Raw genomic sequence first — 23,743 nt, 5'->3', positions numbered from 1 at the left:
GGGTGCGGGTGGCATGTGCGCGTCGTGACGGGGAGTGGCGCAACCGGTGCCCCGCCGTGAAAGGATGGGACGCCCGCAGCCGAGGACCGCTGGACGTCCAGGTCGGGGCCGGTGCGGCGGGCATGGCGGACGACGGATCACGGCGAGAGGACCGGAGCGTACGTGAGCGAGAATCAGAACCTCCTCGCGGAGCAGCGCCGCGCCCTGATCCTGGACGAGGTCCGGCGCCGGGGCGGAGTCCGGGTGAACGAACTGACCCGCAAGCTGAATGTGTCGGACATGACCGTCCGCCGTGACCTCGACGCGCTGGCCCGCCAGGGCATGCTGGAGAAGGTGCATGGCGGCGCCGTCCCGGTGGTCGAGGCGAGCACGCACGAGCCGGGCTTCGAGGCCAAGTCGGGTCTGGAGCTGACCGCCAAGGAGGACATCGCGCGGGCCGCGGCCCGGCTGGTCAGCCCGGGTTCGGCGATCGCCCTGTCGGGCGGCACCACGACCTACGCGCTGGCGCAGCATCTGCTGGAGGTGCCGGACCTGACCGTGGTGACGAACTCGGTGCGGGTCGCCGACGTCTTCCACGCGGCGCAGCGCACCTCGGGACAGCGCCAGGGCGCGGCCACGGTGGTGCTGACCGGCGGAGTGCGCACCCCCTCCGACTCGCTGGTGGGCCCGGTCGCCGACCAGGCGATCGCCGCGCTCCACTTCGACCTGCTGTTCCTGGGCGTGCACGGGATATCGGCGGAGGCGGGACTGTCCACGCCGAACCTGGCGGAGGCCGAGACCAACCGCCGGCTGGTGCAGTCGGCGCGCCGGGTCGTGGTGGTCGCCGACCACACCAAGTGGGGGACCGTCGGGCTCAGTTCGTTCGCCGCGCTGGAGCAGGTCGACACGCTGGTCACCGACGCGGGGCTGCCGGCCGAGGCGCGCTCGGAGATCTCCGAGCACCTGCGTCGCCTGGTGGTCGCGGGCGAGCCCGAGGACGACGAGGACATCTGACGACATCTGACGGCCCGTCGGCTAGCCTGGCGGCGTAACGCCGCGGTTCGCCCGAGTACTTCACGAGGGGGTTCGTCGCCATGGCTCACCGTTTGCGGCCGGAGGGACTCGACTTCGTCGGGACCGCCCCCGTGCGGCTCGTCTTCAGCCGGGAGATCGCGGCCGCTCCGGACGCGGTGTTCCGGGCGCTCGCGGAGGATGTGCCGGGCTGGCCCGAGTGGTTCTCCGCGGTGGCGTCGGCCCGGCCGACCGAGGGCGGGCGCGAGGTGCGGCTGCGGGGCGGAACCCGTTTCGAGGAGTCGGTGCTGGCGGCGAAGGCTCCCGAGGTGTACGCCTACCGCGTCGACGTGACGAACACCCCCGGTACCCGGGCGTGGATCGAGGAGTGGCGGCTCGCCCCGGCCGGGACCGGGACGCGGGTACGGATGACCTTCGCCCTCGACGGTACGGCCGCGTTCCGTGCCGTGTGCCGTCTCGTCCGGCCGGGCGTGGGCCGCGCGTTCGGGGACGCCGTCACGGCGCTGGACCGGCGGCTCGCCGGATAGCGGCGCCCGGGCCGTGACCGACCGGTCACGGCCCACCGGTCAGGGTCGACCGGTCACGGATGACGTGCCGCAGGAGGCGGTGCGGGTCGCCCGGCAGGGGCGTGAGGAGCCGGGTGCGGGCTCAGTCCGTCCACATGCCGGTGGCCAGCAGGGAGTCGATCGCCGCCGAGTAGGGCGTGATGTCGAGGCCCTGCTCCCGCAGCCAGCCGTCGGAGTAGTACTTGTCCAGGTAGCGGTCCCCGGGGTCGCACAACAAGGTGACGACGCTGCCGGTGCGGCCCTCGGCGACCATCTCGGAGACGATCTTCAGCGCGCTCCACAGACCGGTCCCCGTGGAACCGCCCGCCTTGCGGCCGATGGCCCGCTCCAGGGCGCGTACGGCGGCGACGCTGGCGGCGTCCGGGACCTTCATCATCCGGTCGATGGCGCCGGGCACGAAGCTCGGCTCCATGCGCGGTCTGCCGATGCCCTCGATGCGCGAGCCGCAGTCACAGGTGACGTCCGGGTCGCCGGCGGTCCAGCCCTCGAAGAAGCAGGAGTTGTCCGGGTCGGCGACGCAGATACGGGTGTCGTACTGCATGTAGTGCACGTACCGCGCGAGGGTCGCCGACGTGCCGCCGGTGCCGGCCGTGGCGACGATCCAGGCGGGCTCCGGGAACCGCTCGAGCTCCAGTTGACGAAAGATCGATTCGGCGATGTTGTTGTTGCCGCGCCAGTCGGTGGCCCGCTCGGCGTAGGTGAACTGGTCCATGTAGTGGCCGCCGGTCTCCACCGCGAGGCGGGCCGACTCCTCGTACATCTTGCGGGAGTCGTCGACGAAGTGGCAGCGGCCGCCGTGGAACTCGATGAGTCGGATCTTCTCGGCGCTCGTCGTGCGCGGCATGACGGCGATGAAGGGCACGCCGATCAGTTTGGCGAAGTAGGCCTCGGAGACGGCCGTCGAGCCGCTGGACGCCTCGATCACCGGGCGGTCCGGACGGATCCAGCCATTGCACAGGCCGTACAGGAACAGGGACCGGGCCAGGCGGTGCTTGAGGCTGCCCGTCGGGTGCGTCGACTCGTCCTTCAGGTACAGGTCGATGCCCCACCGCTCGGGCAGCGGGAAGCGCAGCAGGTGGGTGTCCGCCGAGCGGTTGGCGTCGGCCTGCACCTTGCGCACGGCCTCTTTCAGCCAGGTGCGGTAGGCGGCGTCGCTGCGGTCGACGTCGAGGGTGGCGCCGGTCCTGGTCTGTGGGGTGGTGCTCACGGCGGGGCTCCTTACAGTGGGCGCCGACGGCGGCTCACGCGCCTGGCACTTCGAGCATAGGCGTCTTCCGTACCGCTTCCCACCTGCATAAACGCATCTTTGAGCCACCCAAAGCCGGGCTGGGGCACTCCCCTGGGGCGCGCGCGGGGGCGCATTGGCGCGAGTGCTCCGGACGCCCGTCGCACGCGCCTCGTGCGTACTGGTGCTCCAGGCCGCATCGGGGCAGACTGCACCGGGCGGGACGATCGTCCCGAACGGGGGCGCATCCACACCGGGGCACCACGACCGGTACGACCCCGGGTGGCACGACCGGAACACGGGCCGGAACCGGACCCACGCGGGCCGAGGGCCGGCGAGCGACACGCAAGGGGGCGGCAGGGAATGGCGGAGCCGGAGTTCACGGCGACGGGCGTGCAGATAGGCAAACGGCTGCGTTCGCTCACCCGGGCCGGACAGGTCCGGATCAGCGACGGCAGGGTGGAGTTGCTCACCAGCTACGGCAGCGAGATCGACAGCGCGCCGGTGCAGGCCGTGCGGGCCTCCAAGCCGTGGTTCGCCCCGGAGGACCGGGCGACGGCGGACCTCAACGGCAACCGGTACCTGCTGCGGCTCGGCGAGCACGATCCCGCTCCGGGCGAGTCGGGGCCTCCGGCGGCGCGGAGGTTCATCGAGGCGGTGCGCCGCGCGGCCGGACGAGGCGGCTGAGCGGGGTTCCGGGCGGGGCGAGTTGCGGGAGCGCATCCCCTGCGTCACGCTGGTCTCACGTCACTCTGGGTTTACCGGCGATAACGCTGCGAACCAGCCCGCCGGCCACGACAGCAGGCGGACGTTTGGACGCAAGCACCTGCTGGATCCGTTGTTCTCCGTGTTCCTCCGGTCAGACCGGACCTCACATCGGGGAGTCGCAGCCGTGATCAGTCACCCAAGCAGGCACTGCACGGTGGAGCTCCAAGCCCTGCCGTCGCGGATCGGCCAGGTCCGCAGAATCGTATCTGCGCAGTTGCGCTACTGGCATCTCGATCCGTTGATAGACCGGGCCGCGCTCGGTGTGACCGAGCTGCTCAGCAACGTCCACCGGCACGCCCGACCGGACAAGTCGTGCGTCGTCGAGCTGGAACTGCTGGTCGACCGGCTCACGGTCTCGGTGCGCGACCACGATCCACGCCTTCCGGTGGTGGCTGACACGGCTGAGGGTGCCGCGCTGTCCACCTGTGGCCGGGGGCTGGCGATGGTGGCCGCGATGAGCGAGAGCTGGGGCGCGCGCCCGGAGGGCGACGACGGCAAGGTCGTCTGGTTCACGCTGCCGGCGCCCACCGCGGCTCGCCCGCAGCCGGCCCGTCCGCCCCGCCGTACGGGCGAGCAGCCGGCTCCCCGGCGCCCCGAGACGCAGCCGGCTCCCACCCCGGTCACTGCCTCTCCGGTCGTCACCGTGCCCGTGGTCACGGCTCCGGTCGTCGCCGCTCCGGCCCCCGCGGTTGCGCACGCGGCGGCCGCCCCACCGACTCCCGCCCGGTCCGCCGTCCCCGGCTGACCGGGCGGTGACCTCGGTACGCCGCGCGGGCGCTGGGCCACGACGCCCCACCGCCCGCGCGCCGTACCGCGGCACCGTCACCGGCGCGCCTGCCTGGCGGAGAACGTGCCCCGCCCCCGCGTCACGACGCCGCGGACCGCGCCCCAGGCACGGCCGCCGTCGCCGCGGCCGTGCCGCTCACGCTGCGCGGCGATGCGGCAGCGGGTCCGCTCACGCGGCGCCGTGTTTGCCGGTGCGGCCGAACTGCTCCTCCAGTACGGAGAGACGGCGCCAGTACTCGTCCTCGTCGATCTCGCCGGAGGCGAAGCGGCGGCCGAGGACCGCGAGCGGTGAGTCGCCTGTCGGGCGACCCCCCATCGGCCCCCGCCAGGGGCCGCCCCGGCCGGTGCGGCGCAGGAAGGTGACGGCGCCCACGACGACGAGCGCCCAGATCAGCGGGAAGAACAGGATCCACGGGCCGGGTCCGGGGCCGCCGTGCCAGTTCGCGAGCGTCTGCATCTCGGTTTCATCTCCGTGTGTCGTCGGGGGTTTTCGGCTGATGACACGAGACTCCCTCCGGCAGGGGGTCCGGGTCGTCGTGCGGCCGGCGGCAGTACGAGTACCTCAGCAGGAGTACGCCGGGAAGGCGCGGCTGCTCCCGGCGGACGCGCCCCGGGCGCGAGTGCGGGCGTGGGCCGGCCGTGGCCCGATCCTGTCGCTCGGTGTCCCTCGGGGCGGTTACGGTCCCGGCCGCCGTGCGGAGGATGGGAGGCGGACACGTGGAGACACCGCCCCGGCCCGAGGAGACGACCACGCCATGGCTCTGGAGATGCGCGACCGCTGCGAACGCTGTGAGACCGGCGCGTTGCCGGCGGACGGGCCGGCCCTGATCTGCTCGTACGAGTGCACGTTCTGCGTGGCGTGCGCCGAGGCCATGGGGCAGGTCTGTCCCAACTGTGGTGGGGAGTTGGTGGCCCGGCCACGCCGCGTGGCCGGAGGCGCGTAGCGGCCCGCCCCGGCCCTCGGCCGGAGGCGTTGTCAGTCCCCCTGGCTAGTCTGCGCGCATGACCACCACTGACGGCACCGTCACGGCCGACGACCGCCGCTTTCCCGAGGCGCTGGCCGCCGCGCTCGCCCTCCTGTTCGACTACGCCGACGGGGACGGGGTCGATTTCGAGCCCTTCGACGGCTTCGTCTCCGCCGAGGAGACGACCGACTGGTTCCGGTCGTGGACCGGGAACAAGGAGGTCGGCGGCGACGCCTTCCGGGTGTTCGGCATGGACGGCACCGGCGGCTACGCGGCGTTCTGGCTGGTCCGCCCGGGGCGGGAACTCACCGAGCAGCCCGTCGTGTTCCTCGGGTCGGAGGGCGAGACGGGAGTGGTGGCCCGCGACCTCGCCGACTTCCTGTGGGTCCTGGCCGACGGGGTCGGCCCCCAGGAGGCGGTCGACCACTACGAGCTGGGCCTCACCTCACGGCCGGACGCCGAACGGACGGCGGTCGCGGAGCGGTTCGCCCCCGGGCGCGGCCGGCCGGCCGAGGAACTGGTGCGGCTGGCGCGGGAGCAGTTCGCCGACTTCGACGACGTGATCATGGCCCTGTGCGGATGAGACGGCAGACCCCCTGACAGCCGCTCGTCACCGGAGCGCGCCCAGCGGGTCGTCCAGGACCGGCTGCCAGGCCAGCTCCGCCGCGCCGACCAGGCTGTTGTGGTCCAGGGTGCAGGCCAGGATGGGCACACCGCCGCTCTGGCCCCACAGGCTGCGGTCGGCGACGACCGCGCGCAGGCGCTCGGGGTCGGTCTCCAGGAGGGTCCGGTGCAGGCCGCCGAGGATGATCCGGTCGGGGTTGAGGAGGTTGACCAGTCCGGCCAGACCCAGGCCGAGGCGGTCGATGAGGGTGTGGGCGGCGGCGCGGACGGCCGGGTCGGCGTAGCGCGTGCGCAGCAGGTCGTCGGCCTGCCGGAGCAGGGAGACCTCGGGGCCGGGCTCGCGGCCCGCCTCGAGGAGCAGGGCCAGCGGGTCGGTCTCGATGTCCAGGCAGCCCCGGCTGCCGCAGTGGCAGGGACGGCCCCCCGGGTTGACGGTGAGGTGACCGACCTCGAGGGCGAGCCCGGAACTGCCCGTGTGCAGGCGGCCGTCGAGCACCAGGGCGCCGCCGACGCCCCGGTGCCCGGATGCCACGCACAGCAGGTCACGGGCGCCCCGACCGGAGCCGTGCCGGTGCTCGGCGAGGGCGGCGAGGTTCACGTCGTTGCCCGCGAACGCGGGACCGGTGATGCCCGCCTCGCGCACGCGTTCGGCGAAGATCCGGCGCACCGGGGCGCCGGCCGGCCAGGCCACGTGAAGGGGGTTGAGGGCCAGGCCGTCGGGTTCGGCGACGGCCGAGGGGACGGCGAGTCCGGCGCCCACACAGCGGCGGCCGGTCGTGCGCAAGAGTTCGGCGCCCGCCTCCACCACGGAGCCGAGCACCTTCGCGGGGTCGGCGTCCACGGTCTCGCGGCCCGGCGCGGTCGCCACGATCCGCCCGCCGAGGCCGACCAGTGCGGCCCGGAAACCGTCGGCGTGGACCTGTGCGGCGAGGGCCACCGGCCCGTCCTCGGCGACCTCCAGCCGGTGCGAGGGGCGCCCCTGGGAGCCGGCCGCCGCGCCCGGCCGGGCGTCGACCCGGATCAGGCCGAGCGCCTCCAGTTCGGCGGCCACCGCACCGGCCGTCGCCCGGGTGACCCCGAGTTCGGCGGTGAGCACGGCCCGGGTCGGCGCCCGTCCGGTGTGCACGAGCTCCAGCGCGGGTCCGAGCGCGCCGCGCCCCCGGTCAAGCCGCGCTCTCGAGGTGGTCCCTTCCCCCGCCGGCCGGGGGTCCGCCTTGCCGCTCATGACGTGGAGTCTCCCATGATCCGCACCCGTCGTGGCCTGCCCCCTGATCATCGGCAACCGGCGTGGCCCACCCCTTGATCTCCCGCACCCGTCGTGGCCCGCGCCCTGGTCAGAGCCCGCTCACCCGCAGGGTGATGTTCAGCCGCCCGGTGAGCCCCAGCTCCGGCGGGGCCGTACCGGGACGGACGCGCGGCACCCCGTGGTACGCGAACCGGGACGGCCCGCCGAAGACGAAGAGGTCCCCGCTGCGCAACTCCACGTCGGTGTACGGCTTCGTGCGGGTGCGCGGGTTGCCGAAGCGGAAGACGCAGGTGTCGCCGAGGCTCAGCGACACGACCGGCGCCGGCGCCCGCTCGTCGCTGTCGCGGTGCATGCCCATGCGGGCGTCGCCGTCGTAGAAGTTGATCAGCGCGATGTCGTACGGCTGCGCCGGTACCGCCCGCGGGCCGAGCGCGTCGGCCACCGCGTCCCGGCTCAGCTCGCCCAGCCAGTCCGGGAAGGGCTTCACCGGGGCGCCGTCGCCGTCGACGACCGTGCGGGCGTAGGCGTACGGGTACCAGTGCCAGCCCAGGCAGACCTGCCGGGCGGACATCGTGCCGCCGCCCGGGGTGCGGACGGTGCGCAGTCCGGCCGGGGGGCGCGCCCACTCCCGGCAGGCGGCGAGCAGCGCACGCTGACGCTCGGCGCCGAGCCAGTGCGGGACGTGCACGGCGCTCGGCGCGACCTCGGCCCGCCCCCGTTCGAACAGTTCCGCGTCCATGCGCTCCATCCTGCCCGAGTGCCGGGCGACCGGCCCTGAGCTGCGGCTCGGCTAGCCTGGAGCACGATGAACGACCGTATGACGACTCCGTGGGGCGAGTTCGAGCTGTCCCGTTTCCCCGAGGACCCCCGCGACCGGCTGCGTGCCTGGGACGCCTCCGACGCCTACCTGCTGCGGCACCTGGCCGAGGAGGGGGTGCCGCTCACCGGTGCGGTCGTGGTGCTCGGCGACCGCTGGGGCGCGCTGGCGACGGCCCTCGCCGGGCACCGGCCGACGCAGATCACCGACTCCTTCCTCAGCCAGGAGGCGACCCGGGCGAACCTGGCGCGGGCCGGTGTCGAACCCGGTGCCGTGCGCCTGCTGACCACCCAGGACCCGCCGCCCGAGCGGGTGGACGTGCTCCTCGTGCGCGTGCCCAAGAGCCTGGCGCTGCTGGAGGACCAGCTGCTGCGGCTCGCTCCGGCGGTGCACGCGGGCACGGTGGTCGTCGGCACCGGGATGGTGAAGGAGATCCACACCTCGACGCTGCGGCTGTTCGAGCGGATCCTCGGACCGACCCGCACCTCGCTGGCGCGGCAGAAGGCCCGGCTCGTCTTCTGCGCCCCCGACCCGGCGCTGCGGCGGCCGCCGAACCCGTGGCCCTACAGCTACGCCCTCCCGGACGGGGTCGGCGCGGTCTCGGGGCAGACGGTGGTGAACCACGCGGGTGTCTTCTGCGCCGACCGGCTCGACGTCGGCACCCGGTTCTTCCTGCGGCACCTGCCGGCCGGTCCGGGCGCCGGGCGCGTGGTGGACCTCGGCTGCGGCAACGGGGTCGTCGGTACGGCGGTGGCGCTGGCCGATCCGGAGGCCGAGGTGCTGTTCGTCGACGAGTCGTTCCAGGCGGTCGCCTCGGCGGAGGCGACGTACCGGGCCAACGGGGTGCCCGGGCATGCCGAGTTCCGGGTCGGGGACGGGCTGGCCGGGGTCGCGCCGGACAGTGTGGACCTCGTCCTGAACAACCCGCCGTTCCACTCCCACCAGGCGACGACCGACGCGACGGCGTGGCGGATGTTCACCGGGGCGAAGCGCGCGCTGCGCCCCGGTGGCGAGCTGTGGGTGATCGGCAACCGGCACCTGGGCTACCACGTCACGCTGAAGCGGCTGTTCGGCAACAGCCGGCTGGTGGCGAGCGACCCGAAGTTCGTGGTGCTGAAGGCCGTCAAGCGAGGCTAGCGCGCCCGCTCCCGGCTCCGCCGAGGACGCCGATGATGCGGGTCACTTCCCGGGCCATGGCCTCTCTGCCCACGCTGAGGTACTTGCGGGAGTCGACGGCCTCCGGATGGGTGGCCAGGAAGTCCCGGACGGCGCCGGTCATGGCCGCGTTGAGTGCGGTGCCGACGTTGACCTTGGCGATGCCGCCCGCGACCGCCGCGACCAGCCCGTCGTCCGGCACGCCCGAGGAGCCGTGCAGGACGAGCGGGACGGACAGGGCGGCGGCCAGCCGCTTCAGCAGGCGGTGGTCGAGGGTGGCGGTGCGGGTGGTCATGGCGTGCGCGCTGCCGATGGCCACGGCGAGCGCGTCGACCTCGGTGCCGGCGACGAAGTCGCGCGCCTGGTCGGGGTCGGTGCGGGCGCCGGGCGCGTGGGCATCCAGCGCGGGCAGGCCGCCCTTCCCGCCGATCTGCCCCAACTCGGCCTCGATCCACAGACCTTGCGCGTGCGCCCAGTCGGCCGCCGCCCGGGTGGCGGCGAGATTGTCGGCGTAGGAGAGCCGGGCGGCGTCGTACATCACCGAGCTGAACCCGGCCTCGGACGCCTGGCGCAGCAGGTCGGCGCTCTGGACGTGGTCGAGGTGCAGGGCGACGGGTACGTCCGCGCGTTCGGCCGCCGCGACGGCGGCGCGGGCGAGCGGCAGCAGCCGTCCGTAGCGGAACTTGACGGCGTTCTCGCTGACCTGGAGGACCACGGGCGCACCGGCGGACTCGGCTCCGGCGATGACGGCCTCGACGTGTTCCAGGGTGATGATGTTGAAGGCGGCGACCGCGGAGCGGGCTCCGGCGGCATTGCCGACCAGTTCGCCGGTGGTCACGAGGGGCACGGCTTGTCTCCCTTGCGGATGGGGGTCAAGGAGCGAGGATCACCGAGCGGGTGAGGTGGCGGGGCCGGTCCGGGTCGAGTCCACGGCGGGCGGCGACGGCGACGGCGAGGCGCTGGACGCGGACGAGTTCGGCCAGCGGGTCGAGGGTGCCGGCGACCCAGCGGCCGCCGGTGGCGCGCACCTGTTCGGCGAGGCCGGCGGGTGCCTCGCCGAACATCCAGGTCGCGGTGCCCTCGGTGGTGACGCTGATGGGCCCGTGCCGGTACTCCATCGCCGGGTAGGCCTCGGTCCAGGACAGGGACGCCTCGCGCATCTTCAGGCCGGCCTCGTGGGCGAGCCCGACGGTCCAGCCCCGGCCGAGGAACGTGAACTGCGCGCAGTCGACGAGCCCTTCGGGCAGCGGGTCCGCCAGGGCGGTGCGGGCGTCGGTGACGGCCGCGTCGGTGTGCAGGCCGAGGTGGGCGCGCAGGAGGGTGAGCGCGGTGGTGGCGAACCGGGTCTGGACGACGGAGCGTTCGTCGGCGAAGTCGAGGACGACGAGATCGTCGGCGGCCGTCGCCACGGGGGTGGCCGGGTCGGCGGTGACGGCCGTGGTCCGCGCGCGGCCGCGCACCTTGCCGAGCAGGTCGAGCACCTCGGTGGTGGTGCCGGAGCGGGTGAGGGCGACGATCCGGTCGTAGGACCGTCCGCGCGGGAACTCGGAGGCGGCGAAGGCGTCCGTCTCGCCCTGCCCGGTGGCCTCCCGCAGGGCGGCCACCGCCTGTGCCATGAAGTACGACGTCCCGCACCCGACGACGGCGACCCGCTCCCCCGTGTCCGGCAGCGCGTCCGCGCACCGCCCGGCCTCGTGGGCCGCGCGCGTCCAGCACTCCGGCTGGCTGTTCAGCTCGTCCTCGACATGGCTCATGCCACACCCTCCCTTGCTGATTGTTCTTGCAAGTTATAGCGCGCTTTCGAGCACAATCAAGCAGACATGCGCAGAGCGAGGTGCGCTAGGGTCGCCGGGAGAACGGAGAACGGAGGCTGCGGATGTCCCGGGACGCCCGCTGGAAGGCGCTGCTGGAACTGCTCGTCGAGCGCGGCCGGCTGGACGTCGAGGAGGCGGCGGCCGAGCTGGGCGTCTCGGCGGCGACGATCCGCCGGGACTTCGACCAGCTCGCCGAGCAGCAGATGCTGGTGCGCACGCGGGGCGGGGCCGTGGTGCACGGAGTGTCGTACGAGCTGCCCCTGCGCTACAAGACGGCCCGCCGCGCCTCCGAGAAGCAGCGGATCGCCAAGGCGGTGGCGGATCTCGTGGCGCCGGGCGAGGCGGTCGGGCTGACCGGCGGCACGACCACCACGGAGGTGGCCCGCGCGCTGGCCGTGCGCGGCGATCTCGGCTCCGGCTCGCCCGCGCTGACCGTCGTGACGAACGCGCTCAACATCGCCAACGAACTCGCGGTGCGGCCCCAGTTCAAGATCGTGGTGACCGGCGGGGTCGCCCGGCCGCAGTCCTACGAGCTGATCGGTCCGCTCGCGGACGGCGTGCTCGGCCAGATCACCCTCGACGTCGCCGTCCTCGGCGTGGTCGCGTTCGACGTCACGCACGGCGCGGCGGCGCACGACGAGGCGGAGGCCGCGATCAACCGGCTGCTGTGCGAGCGCGCCGCGCGGGTGGTCGTGGCCGCCGACTCCAGCAAGCTGGGCCGGCGGGCGTTCGCCCGCATCTGCGCGGCGGAAGCGGTGGACACGCTGGTCACGGACGCGGCGGTGGGCGAGGACACGGTGCGCCGCTTCGAGGAGGTGGGCGTCCGGGTCCTCGTCGTGTAGGACCCGTCGCCCGACCGCTCGCGTCCGCCCCGCCGCGTCAGACGCCCCCGTGGTCCGCCTTCACGAACCCCGCCCCGCGCTGGTCGTTGCAGCCGGACACCGAACGGCCGACCGGGTCGGGCCAGGACTGCCGCGCCTGGAGCGCCACGCTCACCAACGTCAGCAGGAGGTCGACGTCGCTCGCGGCGTCGAGGCGGAGGGTCACCCAGGGCGAGCCGGGGACGATCCGGATGGCGCCCGAGCCCTTGAGGTCCTTGGTGAACCGCCGGACGGCCCGGTCGGTCAGCAGGAGGTCGACGTCACGGTCCGAGTGGAAGTGGGCGATCTCGCCCTGGGCCGAGCGCACGGCCTGCCCCAGGCCGCAGCTCGGGACGGACTGTCTCAGGTCCGGCCAGGTCGCCAGTTGCGCAAGCGCGCGCGAGGCCAACGTCATGGGCCCATCATGACCCGCTCACCCCTCGGCAACCAGCGCGTGCGCAAGCATTAACCGACCTGTGTCCGAAGGCGGATCACCCGGAACACCGCAGTCCGGTCTTCCGAACCGCCCCCGCTCCGGGCGAGGTCGAGCCACCGCGATCCGGCGCTCACCGTGAAGTGTGCGTTGTTCGAGGCCACTTCGGGGGCACTTGCCCGCCTGTGGGATACCGCCTGACAAACAGCCGTACGCATGACGAACGCGAACGATCGTTCCCCGGCAGCGGCATCCCCGTCGGCGGGACTCCCATGGCGCTCACCGGACGGCTGTGCCGCCGCTTCGGCGGCCACCTGGTGACGGTCGTCCGCGCGGTACCGCTCTCGCTCAGCTTCGCCCTGCCCCCCCGGCACGCGTCGCCGCGAACGGCGGCGGGGCGACGGGAAACCGGTGGCCGAGACCTGCGCCTCCGCGTCCCGTGGTCCGGCACACTCACCCCATGGAGACTGCCGAATTCCTCAAGACCCTGGACCAGGAGGGCCGCCTGCTGGCCGCGGCCGCCGCCGAGGCCGGTACCGACGCCAAGGTGCCCACCTGCCCCGAGTGGCAGGTCGCGGACCTGCTGCGGCACACGGGCGCGGTGCACCGGTGGGCCGCCGCGCTGGTCGCCGAGGGGCACACCGCTCCGCGGCCGCTCGGCGACGGCCCGGACCTGGACGGCGCGGAGCTGGTGTCCTGGTACCGGGACAGCCACCGGATGCTGGTCGACACGCTGGCCGCCGCGCCGGCCGATCTGGAGTGCTGGACCTTCCATCCGGCGCCCTGCCCGTCGCCGCTGGCGTTCTGGACCCGGCGACAGGCGCACGAGACGGCCGTTCACCGCTACGACGCCGAGGCCGCCCGGGGCGGCACGGCGTCCCCGATAGCCGCCGGCTTCGCGGCCGACGGCATCGACGAGCTGCTGCGCGGCTTCCACGCCCGGCCCAGGAGCCGGGTCCGCACCGAGCGGCCGCGGGTGCTGCGGGTGCGGGCGCTGGACGCGGGGGCGGACGCCGTGTGGACCGTACGCCTCTCCACGGAACCGCCGGTGACCTCGCGGGACGCCGCAGGCGACGCCGAGGCCGAACTCACCGGCCCGGCCGAGCGGTTGTACCTCGCGCTGTGGAACCGGGGACCCGTGCCGAGCGTGACGGGCGACCGTTCGCTGGCCACGCTGTGGCGGGAGACCTCCGGGATCTGAGCCCCGCGGCCGGACTTCGAGAGGAAGACCCGACGCCCCGGGCAGACCGGAGCCGGCATCCAGGAGAAGTCCGTGCCCGGCGTCGGCTCAGCCGGCGTCCGGGCCGGCCTCGGCGAGCATCCTCGCCAGCACCGCGCGCTGCACGGGCCGCACCTCGCCGTGCAGCGCGCGGCCCTTGGCCGTGAGCGCGACGCGGACCCCGCGCCGGTCCTCCGGGCACATGGCACGGTCCACGAGGCCGTCCTTCTCCAGGCGGCCGATGAGGCGGGAGAGCGCGCTCTGGCTGAGGTGCACCCGCTCAGAGATCTCCTGCACGCGGTAGGCGCAGCCGCCGTCCGCCGCCGCACCCTCGGACAGCAGGTCGAGGACCTCGAAGTCGCTGGCGCACAGGCCGTGTCCGTGCAGCGCCCGGTCCAGCTCGCACTGCGTACGGGCGTGCAGGGACAGGATGTCCCGCCACTGCTCCACGAGCGCCCGCTCGGGCCTGTTCGCCGCCATGCGCGCACCGTAGCAGAGAACATGTTTCATTGCATCAACATTAAATGCGCTTGCATTGAATGCATGCGCATGTAGTCTCTTCGCCATGACCTCTCCGCTCACCATCCCCGCGGCCCCGTCCCCGGCGGTTCGCTGGACTCCCCGGCTCTGGGGCACGCTGCTGGTGCTGTGCGCCGCGATGTTCCTGGACGCGCTCGACGTGTCGATGGTCGGCGTCGCGCTGCCGTCCATCGGCACCGACCTCCATCTGTCCACCTCGACGCTGCAATGGATCGTCAGCGGCTACATCCTGGGATACGGCGGACTGCTCCTGCTCGGCGGCCGCACCGCCGACCTGCTCGGCCGACGCCAGGTGTTCCTGGTGGCGCTCGGCGTCTTCGCGCTCGCCTCGCTGCTCGGCGGACTCGTGGACTCCGGGCCGCTGCTGATCGCCAGCCGCTTCGTGAAGGGCCTGAGCGCCGCCTTCACCGCGCCCGCCGGCCTGTCCATCATCACCACGACGTTCCCGGAGGGCCCGCTGCGCAACCGCGCGCTCTCCATCTACACCACGTGCGCCGCCACCGGGTTCTCGATGGGTCTGGTCCTCTCCGGGCTGCTCACCGAGGCCAGTTGGCGCCTCACCATGCTGCTGCCCGCACCCATCGCGCTCCTCGCCCTCGCCGCCGGACTCAGGCTGCTGCCGCGCAGTGCCAGGGAGGAGAACCACGCCGGTTACGACATCCCGGGCGCCGTCCTCGGCACCGCGTCGATGCTGCTGCTGGTCTTCACCGTCGTCCAGGCGCCCGGGGCCGGCTGGGCCTCGGCCCGCACGCTGCTGTCGTTCCTCGCCGTCGCCGTCCTGCTGACCGCCTTCGTCCTGGTCGAGCGGCGCTCGCCGGGCCCGCTGATCCGGCTCGGCGTGCTGCGCTCGGGCGGTCAGGTCCGCGCCCAGCTCGGAGCGGTGGCCTTCTTCGGCTCCTACGTCGGCTTCCAGTTCCTGACGACCCTGTACATGCAGTCCCTGCTGGGCTGGTCGGCGCTGCACACGGCGCTCGCCTTCCTGCCGGCGGGCGCGCTGGTGGCGGTGTCCTCGACCAAGGTCGGCGCGATCGTCGACCGGTTCGGCACCCCGCGGCTGATCGCGGCGGGCTTCGCGCTGATGGTCGCCGGGTACGCGCTGTTCCTGCGGATCGACCTGGACCCGGTGTACGCGGCCGTGATCCTGCCGTCGATGCTGCTGATCGGCGCCGCCTGCGCCCTGGTCTTCCCCTCGCTCAACATCCAGGCCACCAACGGGGTCGAGGACCACGAGCAGGGCATGGTCTCCGGGCTGCTCAACACCTCGGTGCAGGTGGGCGGGGCGATCTTCCTGGCCGTCGTGACCGCCGTGGTGACCGCGGCCGCCCCGGCGCACGCCACCGCGCACGCCGTCCTCGACAGCTACCGGCCGGGCTTCATGGTCGTCACGGGCGTCGCGGTGGCCGGTCTGCTGATCACCCTCACCGGCCTCCGCGACCGGCGCCCCCGCCCGTCCGTCGTGGTCGCCAGGTCCACCGTGGAGGCGGCGCCGGTGACGGCGGAGACGGAGCGCGTGCCGGTCCGCGACTAGTCCGACCGCGGGACCACGCCCCTTCCGTGTGCCCTTCCGCTCTCCCCGCGCCCCGCTCCGTGATGACGATCCCGGCGCGGGGCGCGGGCGTACGGTCGGGGCGCCGGTCCGCGGACACGGCCGTAGCCGCTGACCGCTCCCGGCGGCCCGGTCAGCCCAGCCAGCCCGGCCGCACCAACCCCGACTCATAGGCGAGGACGACGAGTTGGGCGCGGTCCCGGGCCCCCAGTTTGACCATGGTGCGACTCACGTGGGTCTTGGCCGTGAGGGGGCTGACCACCAGGCGGCGGGCGATCTCCTCGTTGGACAGGCCGATGCCGACCAGGGCCATCACCTCGCGCTCGCGCTCGGTGAGCAGGGCGAGCGCGTCGGCGGCGGCCGGTTCCTTGGATCGGGCCGCGAACTCGGCGATGAGGCGGCGGGTGACGCCCGGGGACAGCAGCGCGTCGCCCGCGACCACCGCCCGTACGGCGCGCAGGAGTTCGTCGGGCTCGGTGTCCTTCACCAGGAAACCCGAGGCGCCCGCGCGGATCGCCTCGAAGACGTACTCGTCGAGTTCGAAGGTGGTGAGCATGACCACCTTCACCTCGCTCGGCTCCGCGTCCCCGGTGATGCGCCGGGTCGCGGCCAGGCCGTCGAGACGGGGCATGCGGATGTCCATCAGGACGACGTCGGGCCCCTGTTCGCGCACCAGGCGCAGGGCCTCCTCGCCGTCCGCCGCCTCCCCCACCACCTCGATGTCCGGCTGCGCGTCGAGCAGCGCCCTGAATCCGGCCCGGACGAGCGACTGGTCGTCGGCGAGCAGTACCCGGATCACTGGTCCTCCCTGGTGTGCGCGGGCAGTACGGCGAGCACCCGGAAGCCGCCGTCGGGACGCGGGCCCGCCTCGATGGTGCCACCCAGCGCGGCCGCCCGCTCCCGCATGCCGGCCAGTCCGTTCCCGCTGCCGCCCGCGTCGGCGCCGGTCGCGGGTCCGTCGTCGTCGACCCTCAGCCGCACCAGGGCGCCTTCGTGTTCGAACCGCACGCGCGCGTGCCGTGATCCCGAGTGCCGTACGACGTTGGTCAGGGCCTCCTGCACGATGCGGAAGGCCGCCAGGTCGGCGCCGGGCGACAGGTGCGGGGGTTCGCCCCGGACGTCGACGGTGAGGCCGGCGGCGGCCGCCTGTTCGACCAGCTCCGGCAGCCGGTCGAGGCCGGGCGCGGGGGCCCGCGGTGCCGCACCGGGGGCGCGCAGGGTGTCGAGGACCTGGCGCACCTCCCCGAGCGCCTCCTTGCTGGCGGCCTTGATGGTGGTGAGCGCCGTGCGCGCCTGTTCCGGATCGCTGTCGAGCAGGGCGAGGCCCACGCCCGCCTGGACGTTGATGACGGAGATGCTGTGCGCGAGCACGTCGTGCAGTTCACGGGCGATCCGCAGCCGTTCCTCGTCCGCGCGGCGCCGGGCGGCCGCGGCCCGGTCGGCGCGTTCCCGCGCCCACTGCTCACGGCGCACCCGGGCCAGTTCGCACACCGCCACGACGGCCAGTACCCAGGTGGTGACGACGATCTCCTGGCCCACGGTCGCGGCCTTGTCGCCCGGCGGCGGCAGCAGCCGGTAGAGCCAGAGCGCCACCAGCGCGTGCCCGGCCCAGAGCAGGCCGAGCGCCGTCCAGGCGGCCCGCCGGTGGCCCGCGACGACGGCGCGGAAGCAGGCGACCACGACGGGCAGCAGGACCGGGCCGTAGGGATACCCGGCGGCCAGGTAGACCAGCGCGGCCGTGGCCGTGCCGAAGACGACGGCCACCGGGTGGCGGTGGCGCCACAGCAGCAGGACCGCGCCGGCGAGCAGCAGCACGCGCGCGTAGCCGTCGAGGGGCTCGCGGTGCGGCTGCGCGTGCGCGGCGAAGCCGGCGCCGACGAGCACGAACGCGGTGATCAGCGCGGTGGACCGCCAGGGCATGCGGGCCGCGGACGGCTCCGGGTCGTCCGGGCGGCGCCACCACGGCGGCCCGTGCCGCCACCGGTGCGTGGGGCCGCGCTGCTCTTCCATGCCCGCCACGCTAAACGCCGCGGGCCCGCGCGGACGTCAGCCGGGCGAGGTGATCACGGCTACTCCCCGGGGAGTACGGCCGCCCGCCCGCGCGGCCGCTGCCCGTGAGTTCCTCGAACTCCGCGGTGAACAGCACCTCGGGGTCGAAGCCCATACCGGCGAAGTGACCGGCGAGTTCGAGGGAGAGGACGCCGTGCAGGCGGGTCCAGTAGGCCAGGGCGCGGCGCAGGACGTGCGGCGGCGCCGGGTGGTCGCCCGCCCAGCGGCGGTGGTCCGCGAGATGGGCCTCCAGCGCGTCCGCCGGCGCGGGCTCCGTCTCCCGGGGTGCGCCCACCCCCGTGGACCCCGGGGTCCCTGCCGCGTCCTCGGCGGCGCACACGTCGAGGAGGATCGCCATGATCTCCCGGGCGGTCGCGGTGGTGTCGTCGGGGGCCCGGTAGCCGGGGACCGGTGTGCCGTAGACGAGGAAGTAGCGCTGGGGATCCTCCAGCGCCCAGCGGCGCATGGCCCGGGCCAGGCCGGACAGCCCCGTGCCCGCGTCGGCGGCGGCGCGGAAGGTGTCCGCCAGGCTGCGGTAGGCGTCCCTGACCAGCTCGGTGATCAGGTCGTCCCGGCCGCCGAAGTACCGGTACAGGGCCGGCCCGCTCATGCCCAGGTCCTTGGCGATGGCGTTCAGGGACAGCCCCGACGCCCCGGCCGTGGCGATCTGCTCCCAGGCCCGCGCCTTGATCTCGGCCCGTACCTGGCTGCGGTACCGCTCCCGTGGACTCGCCGCGCCTGCCGCCATGGCCGTCACGCTCCTCGTCGTCGTCGGGTTCCCACCGAGTTTCAACCTATCACTGACGAGATAGGCCGTAACGAATGTCGCTGCGACGCCTTGACACCGGCGAGAGGGCCCGTCATTTTAGTTATAGCTTCTAACGCAAGCGACTGACTCTCACCCGACCTGGAGGTCGTGATGGACGGCAAGGAACTGCTGGAGGTCGTACTGCCCGGGACGGTCGAGCCCGAGGGCCTGGAACTGCGCCACGGGGCCGTCCCCGCGCCGGGCGCCGGGCAGATCGTGGTCCGCGTCGAGGCCACGGGCGTGTCCTTCGCCGAGCAGCAGATGCGCCGGGGCCGGTACTACGACCAGCCGCCGTTCCCCTTCGTGCCCGGCTACGACCTGGTCGGCACGGTGCTCACGGCGGGCCCCGGCGTCACGTCCGGCCTGGTGGGCCGGCGGGTGGCGGCCCTGGTCAAGGTCGGCGGCTGGGCCAGCCACGTGCTGCTCGACGCGGACGACGCGGTGCCGGTGCCGGACGGGATCGACGCGGCGGAGGCGGAGGCGCTGGTCGTCAACGGGATCACCGCCTGGCAGATGCTGCACCGCAAGGCCAGGGTGCGCGACGGCGGGACGGTCCTCGTCCACGGCGCGAACGGCGGGGTCGGCACGGTGCTCGTGCAGCTCGCGCGAGCGGCCGGCCTGAAGGTGATCGGCACGGCGTCCGCGCGCCACCACGAGACGCTGCGTGCCATGGGCGTGCTCCCCGTCGACTACACGCAGGACGTGCCGGCGCTCGTCCGGGAACTCGCCCCGGGCGGGGTCGACGCGGTCTTCGACCACCTCGGCGGGCGCAGCGTGACCGATTCCTGGCGGCTGCTCGCGCCCGGCGGGACCCTCGTCTCCTACGGCAGCGCCACCACCCGGGACGACACGGGCTCCAAGCAGTGGCCCGTGCTGAAGATCCTCGGCCGGGTGTGGCTGTGGAACGCGCTGCCCAACGGCCGCCACGCGTACTTCTTCAACGTGTGGGCCGGGCGCGCGCTGAGCAAGGACCGCTTCCGCTCCCGGCTGCGCGCCGACCTGACGGAGGTGTTCCGGGCGCTCGGGCGCGGTGAGGTGACCGCGCGGATCGCGGCCCGGCTGCCGCTCACCGAGGTCGCGGAGGCGATGCGACTGGCCGAGTCGGGCACGGTGGCCGGGAAGGTCGTCCTGATCCCGGAGGCGTAGGTGGGGCCGATCGACCGGCCCGGCCGCCGGCCGTCAGGACCGGACCAGCCCCACACTGCCGGCGAGCCGGACGGCCGCGTGCCGGAAGAAGGTCTCACGGTCCTCGACCACCTGGTGGAACTGCCCGAACAGCTCGAATCCGACCAGCCCGAACAGCTCGGCCCAGGCCGCGACCAGCGCCACCGCCGCCTCGGGCGGCAGATCGGGGGCCAGGTCGGCCGCCATGCGCTCGGCTTCGGGGCGCAGTTCGGCGGGCAGCGGCAGGGCGGCCAGCCCCGGGCCCCGGTGGGCGTCGCGAACGATGCCGATGAGCAGCAGGCCGACCCGCGAGGCGGCCGGCACGGTGGTCTCGGGGGCCGCGTACCCGGGCACCGGGGAGCCGTAGATCAGGGCGTACTCGTGCGGGTGGCCGAGTCCCCAGGCGCGGACCGCCTCGCAGACCGCCGTCCAGCGCCGCACGGGGTCCGCCGCCTGGCCCGCCTTCGCGTGGGCCGCCTCCGCCGCCTCGCCGAGGGAGTCGTAGGCGTCGATGATCAGGGCGGTGAGCAGGTCGTCGCGGCTCGGGAAGTAGCGGTAGACCGCCGAGGAGACCATGCCCAGTTCGCGGGCGACGGCCCGCAGCGAGAGCTTGGCGGCGCCCTCCGCGGCGAGCCGGCGGCGCGCCGCGTCCTTGATCGCCGCCGTCACTTCGGCCCTGGCCCGCGCGCGGGCGCCCTGTGCGGTGCTCATGGCAGCAGTGTGCCACGCACGCAGAGCGGTGCACACAAATCAGAGCACCGAACCAAAAAGAGAGCACTGCTCTTGCTTCGGAGCACCTGTCTCCTCCACACTGAAGTCAAGCGAGAGCACCGCTCTCCCAAAACGTGGGGGTCACCATGTCGTCATCCGCACCGTTCTACGTCGAGGGCAGCCCGCTGACCGTCCGGATGAACGGGATGGTCGGCTGGCTCGCCCGGCACGGGCTCAGCCTCGCGGGGAACGCCGAGCTGTCCGTGCGCGGCCGCAAGAGCGGCAAGATGCAGCGCGTCCCGGTCAACCCGCACACGTACCAGGACGGCCAGTACCTCGTCTCCGCCCGCGGCTACTCGCAGTGGGTGCGCAACATGCGGGTCGCGAACGGCGGAGAACTGCGGGTGGGCCGCAAGGTGCGCGCCTTCACCGCGGTGGAGCTCCCCGACGAGGAGAAGCTCCCGATCCTGCGGACCTACCTGGAGAAGTGGGGCTGGCAGGTCAAGCAGTACTTCGCGGGCGTCACGGCCGACTCCACGGACGAAGAGATCCTCGCCGTGGCCGCCGACCACCCGGTGTTCCGGATCACGGTCACGAAGTGACGGATTCCTCCACGGGGGCGGCCGGCGTCCGGTCGAACGCGGTCAGGGCGCGCTGGGCGAGGGGGTGCGACCGGACCAGCTCCCCCAGGGAGGTCGAGCCGCGCGTGATGTCGCGGAACGCCCGCCAGGCCGGACGGAAGCCGGTGAGGGCCGCGTGGAAGAAACCGGGACGCCGCTCGAACGCGGCCAGCATGCGCTTGCCGACGCTCATCTCCACACCGAGCCCCGCCTTGATCGCGAAAGCGTAGTTCAGGGCCTGGCGCCGGGCGTCGACCGCGTCGTGCGCCTCGGCGATCCGCACGGCCCACTCCCCCGCCAGCCGGCCCGAGCGCAGCGCGAAGGAGATGCCCTCGCGGGTCCACGGCTCCAGCAGCCCCGCCGCGTCGCCGCAGACCAGCACCCGACCGCGGGACAGCGGCGAGTCGTCGGCGCGGCAACGGGTCAGGTGCCCCGAGGAGATGCTCGGTTCGAAGCCCGAGAGGCCGAGCCGCGCGACGAAGTCCTCCAAGTACCGCTTCGTCGCGGCGCCTTCGCCGCGGGCCGAGATCACGCCGACCGTCAGGGTGTCGCCCTTGGGGAACACCCAGCCGTAACTGCCGGGCATCGGGCCCCAGTCGATGAGCACTCGCCCCTTCCAGTCCTCGGCGACCGTCGCCGGAACCGGGATCTCCGCCTCCAGACCGAGGTCGACCTGGTCCAGCTTCACCCCGACGTGCGCCCCTATCCGGCTGGCGCTGCCGTCGGCCCCGACGACCGCGCGGGCCAGGACCGTCTCGCCGCCCTGGAGCACCACGGCGACCGTGCGCCGGTCCGGCACAGCGGAGCCGTGCTGCTCGACGCGCTGCACGGTGACGCCCGTCCGCAGCTCGGCGCCCGCCTTCTGGGCGTGCTCGACCAGCTGCTGGTCGAACTCGGGCCGGTTGATCAGCCCGAACAGCATCTGCTTGGAGCGCCGGGTGCGCGTGAAGCGCCCGTTGTGGGAGAACGTGACCGCGTGCACGCGGTCCTGGAAGGGCAGTTCGAACCCGGGCGGCAGCGCGTCGCGCGAGGGGCCGATGATGCCGCCGCCGCACGTTTTGTAGCGGGGCAGCTCGGCTTTCTCCAGCAACAGCACGCGTCGCCCCGCGACCGCCGCCGCGTAGGCCGCCGAGGCCCCCGCGGGTCCCGCGCCCACCACGACGACGTCCCACACCCGCTGCACGTCGTCCGCCGAAGAGTTCTCGCCGCTCACGATGGTCTACTGCTCCGATCAAGCCGCTGCCGCACCTGTCCCCCGCATCCTACGGCGACGATCGCCGCAGGCCACTGTGGGAGGATCGGTGTACTCAGCTGTACAACGTCGCACCTACGAGGAGCGTGCCCATGCCGTCGAATCCGGTCGCCGAGACCGTCGCCTCGCTGCTGCCCCGGGCGAAGACGGAGCTGACCGAACTGGTCGCCTTCAAATCGGTGGCGGACTTCGCGCAGTTCCCGAAGAGCGAGAGCGAGGGCGCGGCGAACTGGATCGCCGAGGCCCTGCGCGCCGAGGGCTTCGTGGACGTGGCCCTCCTCGACACCCCCGACGGCACGCAGTCGGTGTACGGGTACCTGCCGGGCCCGGAGGGTGCCAAAACGGTTCTGCTCTACGCGCACTACGACGTTCAGCCGCCGCTGGACGAGGCCGGCTGGACCACCCCGCCGTTCGAGCTGACCGAGCGGGACGGCCGCTGGTACGGCCGCGGGACCGCCGACTGCAAGGGCGGTCTGGTCATGCACCTGCTCGCGCTGCGCGCGCTGAAGGCGAACGGCGGCGTGCCCGTCCACGTCAAGGTGATCGTCGAGGGCTCCGAGGAGCAGGGCACCGGCGGTCTGGAGCGGTACGCCGAGCAGCACCCCGAGCTGCTGGCGGCCGACACCATCGTGATCGGCGACGCGGGCAACTTCCGCGTGGGCCTGCCGACGGTGACCACGACCCTGCGCGGCATGACGCTCCTCCGGGTCCAGGTCGACACCCTCGGCGGCAACCTGCATTCGGGCCAGTTCGGCGGTGCCGCCCCGGACGCGCTGGCCGCGCTGATCCGGGTCCTGGACTCGCTGCGCGCCGAGGACGGTTCGACCACGGTCGACGGCCTCGACGCCGGCGCCCGGTGGGACGGCCTGGAGTACACCGACGAGCAGTTCCGCAAGGACGCCAGGGTGCTGGACGGGGTGGGCCTGATCGGTGACGGCTCGGTGGCCGACCGCATCTGGGCCCGGCCGGCCGTCACCGTGCTCGGCATCGACTGCCCGCCGGTCGTGGGCGCCACCCCGTCCGTGCAGGCGGGCGCCCGTGCCCTGGTCAGCCTGCGGGTTCCGCCGGGCGTGGACGCGGCCGAGGCCACCAAGCTGCTGCAGGCCCACATCGAGGCGCACACCCCCTGGGGCGCCCGGGTGACCACCGAGCAGATCGGTCAGGGCCAGGCGTTCCGCGCCGACACCTCGAGCCCGGCCTACCAGGCCATGGCCGACGCGATGGCCGTCGCCTACCCGGGCGAGACCATGCAGTACGCCGGCCAGGGCGGCTCCATCCCGCTGTGCAACACGCTCGCCGGCCTCTACCCGCGGGCGGAGATCCTGCTGATCGGCCTCAGCGAGCCGGAGGCGCAGATCCACGCGGTCAACGAGAGCGTGTCCCCCGAGGAACTGGAGCGGCTGTCGGTCGCCGAGGCGCTGTTCCTGCGCAACTACGCGGCGGGCTGAACCCTTCTGCCCGCGGCAGAGCGCCCTCGCCCACGGGCGGGGGCGCCGCCTAAGGGCCTGCTGCGAAAGTGGCCTCGTCGCCCGGAGGGCGGCCGCGCGGCGTCCGGTGCGTGCTC

26 protein-coding genes are annotated in these 23,743 nt (G+C 73.7%); 13 read left to right on the top strand and 13 right to left on the bottom strand.

The features are described 5' to 3' along the window. The first annotated feature begins 162 nt into the window (after window positions 1–162). Window positions 163–993, top strand: a complete 831-nt coding sequence (locus V7E45_RS24340; protein ID WP_333776325.1) for a DeoR/GlpR family DNA-binding transcription regulator — start codon at window positions 163–165, stop codon at window positions 991–993. 80 nt (window positions 994–1,073) lie between these two features. Further along, window positions 1,074–1,538, top strand: a complete 465-nt coding sequence (locus tag V7E45_RS24335) for an SRPBCC family protein (RefSeq protein ID WP_333776324.1) — start codon at window positions 1,074–1,076, stop codon at window positions 1,536–1,538. 121 nt (window positions 1,539–1,659) lie between these two features. Here V7E45_RS24335 and V7E45_RS24330 read toward each other — a convergent pair whose 3' ends face one another. Next, window positions 1,660–2,784, bottom strand: coding sequence for a PLP-dependent cysteine synthase family protein (locus V7E45_RS24330; RefSeq protein ID WP_333776323.1), 1,125 nt, complete (start codon window positions 2,782–2,784; stop codon window positions 1,660–1,662). A gap of 381 nt (window positions 2,785–3,165) precedes the next feature. Between V7E45_RS24330 and V7E45_RS24325 the strand changes: the two genes are divergently transcribed. Both V7E45_RS24325 and V7E45_RS24320 read left to right on the top strand, forming a co-directional pair. Beyond that, the gene (locus V7E45_RS24325; protein WP_333776322.1) at window positions 3,166–3,489 is read left to right on the top strand and encodes a hypothetical protein; all 324 of its coding nucleotides are present in this window, start codon (window positions 3,166–3,168) and stop codon (window positions 3,487–3,489) included. 205 nt (window positions 3,490–3,694) lie between these two features. Then, entirely contained in the window at window positions 3,695–4,315 is a 621-nt protein-coding gene (locus V7E45_RS24320; RefSeq protein ID WP_333776321.1) for an ATP-binding protein, read from the top strand. Between the two features lie 210 nt (window positions 4,316–4,525). Here the strand turns inward: V7E45_RS24320 and V7E45_RS24315 are convergent, their stop codons facing one another. Then, the gene (locus V7E45_RS24315) at window positions 4,526–4,813 is read right to left on the bottom strand and encodes an SHOCT domain-containing protein (protein WP_333776320.1); all 288 of its coding nucleotides are present in this window, start codon (window positions 4,811–4,813) and stop codon (window positions 4,526–4,528) included. A 298-nt stretch (window positions 4,814–5,111) separates the two neighbouring features. Between V7E45_RS24315 and V7E45_RS24310 the strand changes: the two genes are divergently transcribed. Beyond that, window positions 5,112–5,300 (top strand): DUF1272 domain-containing protein, encoded by a 189-nt coding sequence (locus V7E45_RS24310; RefSeq protein ID WP_333776319.1) that lies wholly within the window; start codon window positions 5,112–5,114, stop codon window positions 5,298–5,300. Window positions 5,301–5,358: 58 nt separating this feature from the next. Beyond that, window positions 5,359–5,904, top strand: a complete 546-nt coding sequence (locus V7E45_RS24305) for an SMI1/KNR4 family protein (protein WP_333776318.1) — start codon at window positions 5,359–5,361, stop codon at window positions 5,902–5,904. A 27-nt stretch (window positions 5,905–5,931) separates the two neighbouring features. On the opposite strand, the gene V7E45_RS24300 is transcribed toward V7E45_RS24305, so the two are convergent. After that, a complete protein-coding gene (locus tag V7E45_RS24300; protein ID WP_333776317.1) occupies window positions 5,932–7,170 on the bottom strand; it encodes an ROK family protein in 1,239 nt (412 codons plus the stop codon). 109 nt (window positions 7,171–7,279) lie between these two features. Then, complete coding sequence (locus V7E45_RS24295) at window positions 7,280–7,930, bottom strand: alpha-ketoglutarate-dependent dioxygenase AlkB family protein (protein WP_333776316.1); 651 nt, start codon at window positions 7,928–7,930, stop codon at window positions 7,280–7,282. Between the two features lie 78 nt (window positions 7,931–8,008). Here V7E45_RS24295 and V7E45_RS24290 point away from each other — a divergent pair, with 78 nt between their 5' ends. Continuing rightward, window positions 8,009–9,145 carry a methyltransferase gene (locus V7E45_RS24290; protein WP_333776326.1) on the top strand — a complete coding sequence of 379 codons (1,137 nt, stop codon included), beginning with the start codon at window positions 8,009–8,011 and terminating at the stop codon, window positions 9,143–9,145. On the opposite strand, the gene V7E45_RS24285 is transcribed toward V7E45_RS24290, so the two are convergent. After that, entirely contained in the window at window positions 9,132–10,010 is an 879-nt protein-coding gene (locus V7E45_RS24285) for a class II fructose-bisphosphate aldolase (RefSeq protein ID WP_333776315.1), read from the bottom strand. The genes V7E45_RS24290 and V7E45_RS24285 overlap by 14 nt on opposite strands. A gap of 25 nt (window positions 10,011–10,035) precedes the next feature. Next, window positions 10,036–10,917 (bottom strand): SIS domain-containing protein, encoded by an 882-nt coding sequence (locus tag V7E45_RS24280; protein WP_333776314.1) that lies wholly within the window; start codon window positions 10,915–10,917, stop codon window positions 10,036–10,038. A 122-nt stretch (window positions 10,918–11,039) separates the two neighbouring features. On the opposite strand from V7E45_RS24280, the gene V7E45_RS24275 reads away from it, so the two are divergent. After that, window positions 11,040–11,819 carry a DeoR/GlpR family DNA-binding transcription regulator gene (locus tag V7E45_RS24275; protein ID WP_333776313.1) on the top strand — a complete coding sequence of 260 codons (780 nt, stop codon included), beginning with the start codon at window positions 11,040–11,042 and terminating at the stop codon, window positions 11,817–11,819. Window positions 11,820–11,856: 37 nt separating this feature from the next. Here V7E45_RS24275 and V7E45_RS24270 read toward each other — a convergent pair whose 3' ends face one another. Further along, complete coding sequence (locus V7E45_RS24270) at window positions 11,857–12,252, bottom strand: luciferase domain-containing protein (protein WP_333776312.1); 396 nt, start codon at window positions 12,250–12,252, stop codon at window positions 11,857–11,859. Between the two features lie 478 nt (window positions 12,253–12,730). Between V7E45_RS24270 and V7E45_RS24265 the strand changes: the two genes are divergently transcribed. Continuing rightward, window positions 12,731–13,471 (top strand): maleylpyruvate isomerase family mycothiol-dependent enzyme, encoded by a 741-nt coding sequence (locus V7E45_RS24265; RefSeq protein ID WP_333776311.1) that lies wholly within the window; start codon window positions 12,731–12,733, stop codon window positions 13,469–13,471. An 87-nt stretch (window positions 13,472–13,558) separates the two neighbouring features. Here the strand turns inward: V7E45_RS24265 and V7E45_RS24260 are convergent, their stop codons facing one another. Next, the gene (locus V7E45_RS24260) at window positions 13,559–13,969 is read right to left on the bottom strand and encodes a MarR family winged helix-turn-helix transcriptional regulator (protein WP_333776310.1); all 411 of its coding nucleotides are present in this window, start codon (window positions 13,967–13,969) and stop codon (window positions 13,559–13,561) included. 85 nt (window positions 13,970–14,054) lie between these two features. Here V7E45_RS24260 and V7E45_RS24255 point away from each other — a divergent pair, with 85 nt between their 5' ends. Next, a complete protein-coding gene (locus V7E45_RS24255; protein ID WP_333776309.1) occupies window positions 14,055–15,557 on the top strand; it encodes an MFS transporter in 1,503 nt (500 codons plus the stop codon). 151 nt (window positions 15,558–15,708) lie between these two features. Here the strand turns inward: V7E45_RS24255 and V7E45_RS24250 are convergent, their stop codons facing one another. Genes V7E45_RS24250 through V7E45_RS24240 form a run of 3 tightly spaced genes read right to left on the bottom strand, consistent with a single transcriptional unit; the run spans window position 15,709 to window position 18,372 of the window. Further along, complete coding sequence (locus tag V7E45_RS24250; RefSeq protein WP_333776308.1) at window positions 15,709–16,374, bottom strand: response regulator transcription factor; 666 nt, start codon at window positions 16,372–16,374, stop codon at window positions 15,709–15,711. After that, window positions 16,371–17,585 carry a sensor histidine kinase gene (locus tag V7E45_RS24245; RefSeq protein WP_333776307.1) on the bottom strand — a complete coding sequence of 405 codons (1,215 nt, stop codon included), beginning with the start codon at window positions 17,583–17,585 and terminating at the stop codon, window positions 16,371–16,373. The genes V7E45_RS24250 and V7E45_RS24245 overlap by 4 nt, the downstream gene beginning before the upstream one ends. A gap of 10 nt (window positions 17,586–17,595) precedes the next feature. After that, entirely contained in the window at window positions 17,596–18,372 is a 777-nt protein-coding gene (locus V7E45_RS24240) for a TetR/AcrR family transcriptional regulator (RefSeq protein ID WP_333776306.1), read from the bottom strand. Window positions 18,373–18,543: 171 nt separating this feature from the next. On the opposite strand from V7E45_RS24240, the gene V7E45_RS24235 reads away from it, so the two are divergent. Then, on the top strand, window positions 18,544–19,578 hold the full coding sequence (locus tag V7E45_RS24235; RefSeq protein WP_333776305.1) for a medium chain dehydrogenase/reductase family protein: 1,035 nt from the start codon (window positions 18,544–18,546) through the stop codon (window positions 19,576–19,578). 33 nt (window positions 19,579–19,611) lie between these two features. Here the strand turns inward: V7E45_RS24235 and V7E45_RS24230 are convergent, their stop codons facing one another. Continuing rightward, complete coding sequence (locus tag V7E45_RS24230; protein WP_333776304.1) at window positions 19,612–20,307, bottom strand: TetR/AcrR family transcriptional regulator; 696 nt, start codon at window positions 20,305–20,307, stop codon at window positions 19,612–19,614. A 146-nt stretch (window positions 20,308–20,453) separates the two neighbouring features. Here V7E45_RS24230 and V7E45_RS24225 point away from each other — a divergent pair, with 146 nt between their 5' ends. Further along, window positions 20,454–20,909 carry a nitroreductase/quinone reductase family protein gene (locus V7E45_RS24225; protein WP_333776303.1) on the top strand — a complete coding sequence of 152 codons (456 nt, stop codon included), beginning with the start codon at window positions 20,454–20,456 and terminating at the stop codon, window positions 20,907–20,909. On the opposite strand, the gene V7E45_RS24220 is transcribed toward V7E45_RS24225, so the two are convergent. Further along, entirely contained in the window at window positions 20,899–22,140 is a 1,242-nt protein-coding gene (locus V7E45_RS24220) for a geranylgeranyl reductase family protein (protein WP_333776302.1), read from the bottom strand. The genes V7E45_RS24225 and V7E45_RS24220 overlap by 11 nt on opposite strands. 131 nt (window positions 22,141–22,271) lie before the next feature. Here V7E45_RS24220 and V7E45_RS24215 point away from each other — a divergent pair, with 131 nt between their 5' ends. Continuing rightward, window positions 22,272–23,627 (top strand): dipeptidase, encoded by a 1,356-nt coding sequence (locus V7E45_RS24215; RefSeq protein ID WP_333776301.1) that lies wholly within the window; start codon window positions 22,272–22,274, stop codon window positions 23,625–23,627. Window positions 23,628–23,743 lie beyond the last annotated feature (116 nt).

It is taken from the genome of Streptomyces sp. IBSBF 3136 (assembly GCF_036815105.1).
In the GTDB taxonomy this organism is placed as follows: Bacteria; Actinomycetota; Actinomycetes; order Streptomycetales; family Streptomycetaceae; genus Streptomyces.
This window is presented reverse-complemented; position numbering and strand designations above follow the sequence as displayed.

Excerpts from the sequence above, each read along its gene's own strand:
- V7E45_RS24335 (WP_333776324.1), top strand. The coding sequence starts at position 1,074 with ATGGCTCACCGTTTGCGGCCGGAGGGACTCGACTTCGTCGGGACCGCC.
- V7E45_RS24245 (WP_333776307.1), bottom strand. The coding sequence starts at position 17,585 with ATGGAAGAGCAGCGCGGCCCCACGCACCGGTGGCGGCACGGGCCGCCG.
- V7E45_RS24295 (WP_333776316.1), bottom strand. The coding sequence starts at position 7,930 with ATGGACGCGGAACTGTTCGAACGGGGGCGGGCCGAGGTCGCGCCGAGC.
- V7E45_RS24215 (WP_333776301.1), top strand. The coding sequence starts at position 22,272 with ATGCCGTCGAATCCGGTCGCCGAGACCGTCGCCTCGCTGCTGCCCCGG.
- V7E45_RS24225 (WP_333776303.1), top strand. The coding sequence starts at position 20,454 with ATGTCGTCATCCGCACCGTTCTACGTCGAGGGCAGCCCGCTGACCGTC.
- V7E45_RS24310 (WP_333776319.1), top strand. The coding sequence starts at position 5,112 with ATGGCTCTGGAGATGCGCGACCGCTGCGAACGCTGTGAGACCGGCGCG.
- V7E45_RS24275 (WP_333776313.1), top strand. The coding sequence starts at position 11,040 with ATGTCCCGGGACGCCCGCTGGAAGGCGCTGCTGGAACTGCTCGTCGAG.
- V7E45_RS24235 (WP_333776305.1), top strand. The coding sequence starts at position 18,544 with ATGGACGGCAAGGAACTGCTGGAGGTCGTACTGCCCGGGACGGTCGAG.
- V7E45_RS24290 (WP_333776326.1), top strand. The coding sequence starts at position 8,009 with ATGACGACTCCGTGGGGCGAGTTCGAGCTGTCCCGTTTCCCCGAGGAC.
- V7E45_RS24305 (WP_333776318.1), top strand. The coding sequence starts at position 5,359 with ATGACCACCACTGACGGCACCGTCACGGCCGACGACCGCCGCTTTCCC.
- V7E45_RS24270 (WP_333776312.1), bottom strand. The coding sequence starts at position 12,252 with ATGACGTTGGCCTCGCGCGCGCTTGCGCAACTGGCGACCTGGCCGGAC.
- V7E45_RS24325 (WP_333776322.1), top strand. The coding sequence starts at position 3,166 with ATGGCGGAGCCGGAGTTCACGGCGACGGGCGTGCAGATAGGCAAACGG.
- V7E45_RS24255 (WP_333776309.1), top strand. The coding sequence starts at position 14,055 with ATGACCTCTCCGCTCACCATCCCCGCGGCCCCGTCCCCGGCGGTTCGC.
- V7E45_RS24265 (WP_333776311.1), top strand. The coding sequence starts at position 12,731 with ATGGAGACTGCCGAATTCCTCAAGACCCTGGACCAGGAGGGCCGCCTG.
- V7E45_RS24240 (WP_333776306.1), bottom strand. The coding sequence starts at position 18,372 with ATGGCGGCAGGCGCGGCGAGTCCACGGGAGCGGTACCGCAGCCAGGTA.
- V7E45_RS24315 (WP_333776320.1), bottom strand. The coding sequence starts at position 4,813 with ATGCAGACGCTCGCGAACTGGCACGGCGGCCCCGGACCCGGCCCGTGG.
- V7E45_RS24280 (WP_333776314.1), bottom strand. The coding sequence starts at position 10,917 with ATGAGCCATGTCGAGGACGAGCTGAACAGCCAGCCGGAGTGCTGGACG.
- V7E45_RS24230 (WP_333776304.1), bottom strand. The coding sequence starts at position 20,307 with ATGAGCACCGCACAGGGCGCCCGCGCGCGGGCCAGGGCCGAAGTGACG.
- V7E45_RS24300 (WP_333776317.1), bottom strand. The coding sequence starts at position 7,170 with ATGAGCGGCAAGGCGGACCCCCGGCCGGCGGGGGAAGGGACCACCTCG.
- V7E45_RS24260 (WP_333776310.1), bottom strand. The coding sequence starts at position 13,969 with ATGGCGGCGAACAGGCCCGAGCGGGCGCTCGTGGAGCAGTGGCGGGAC.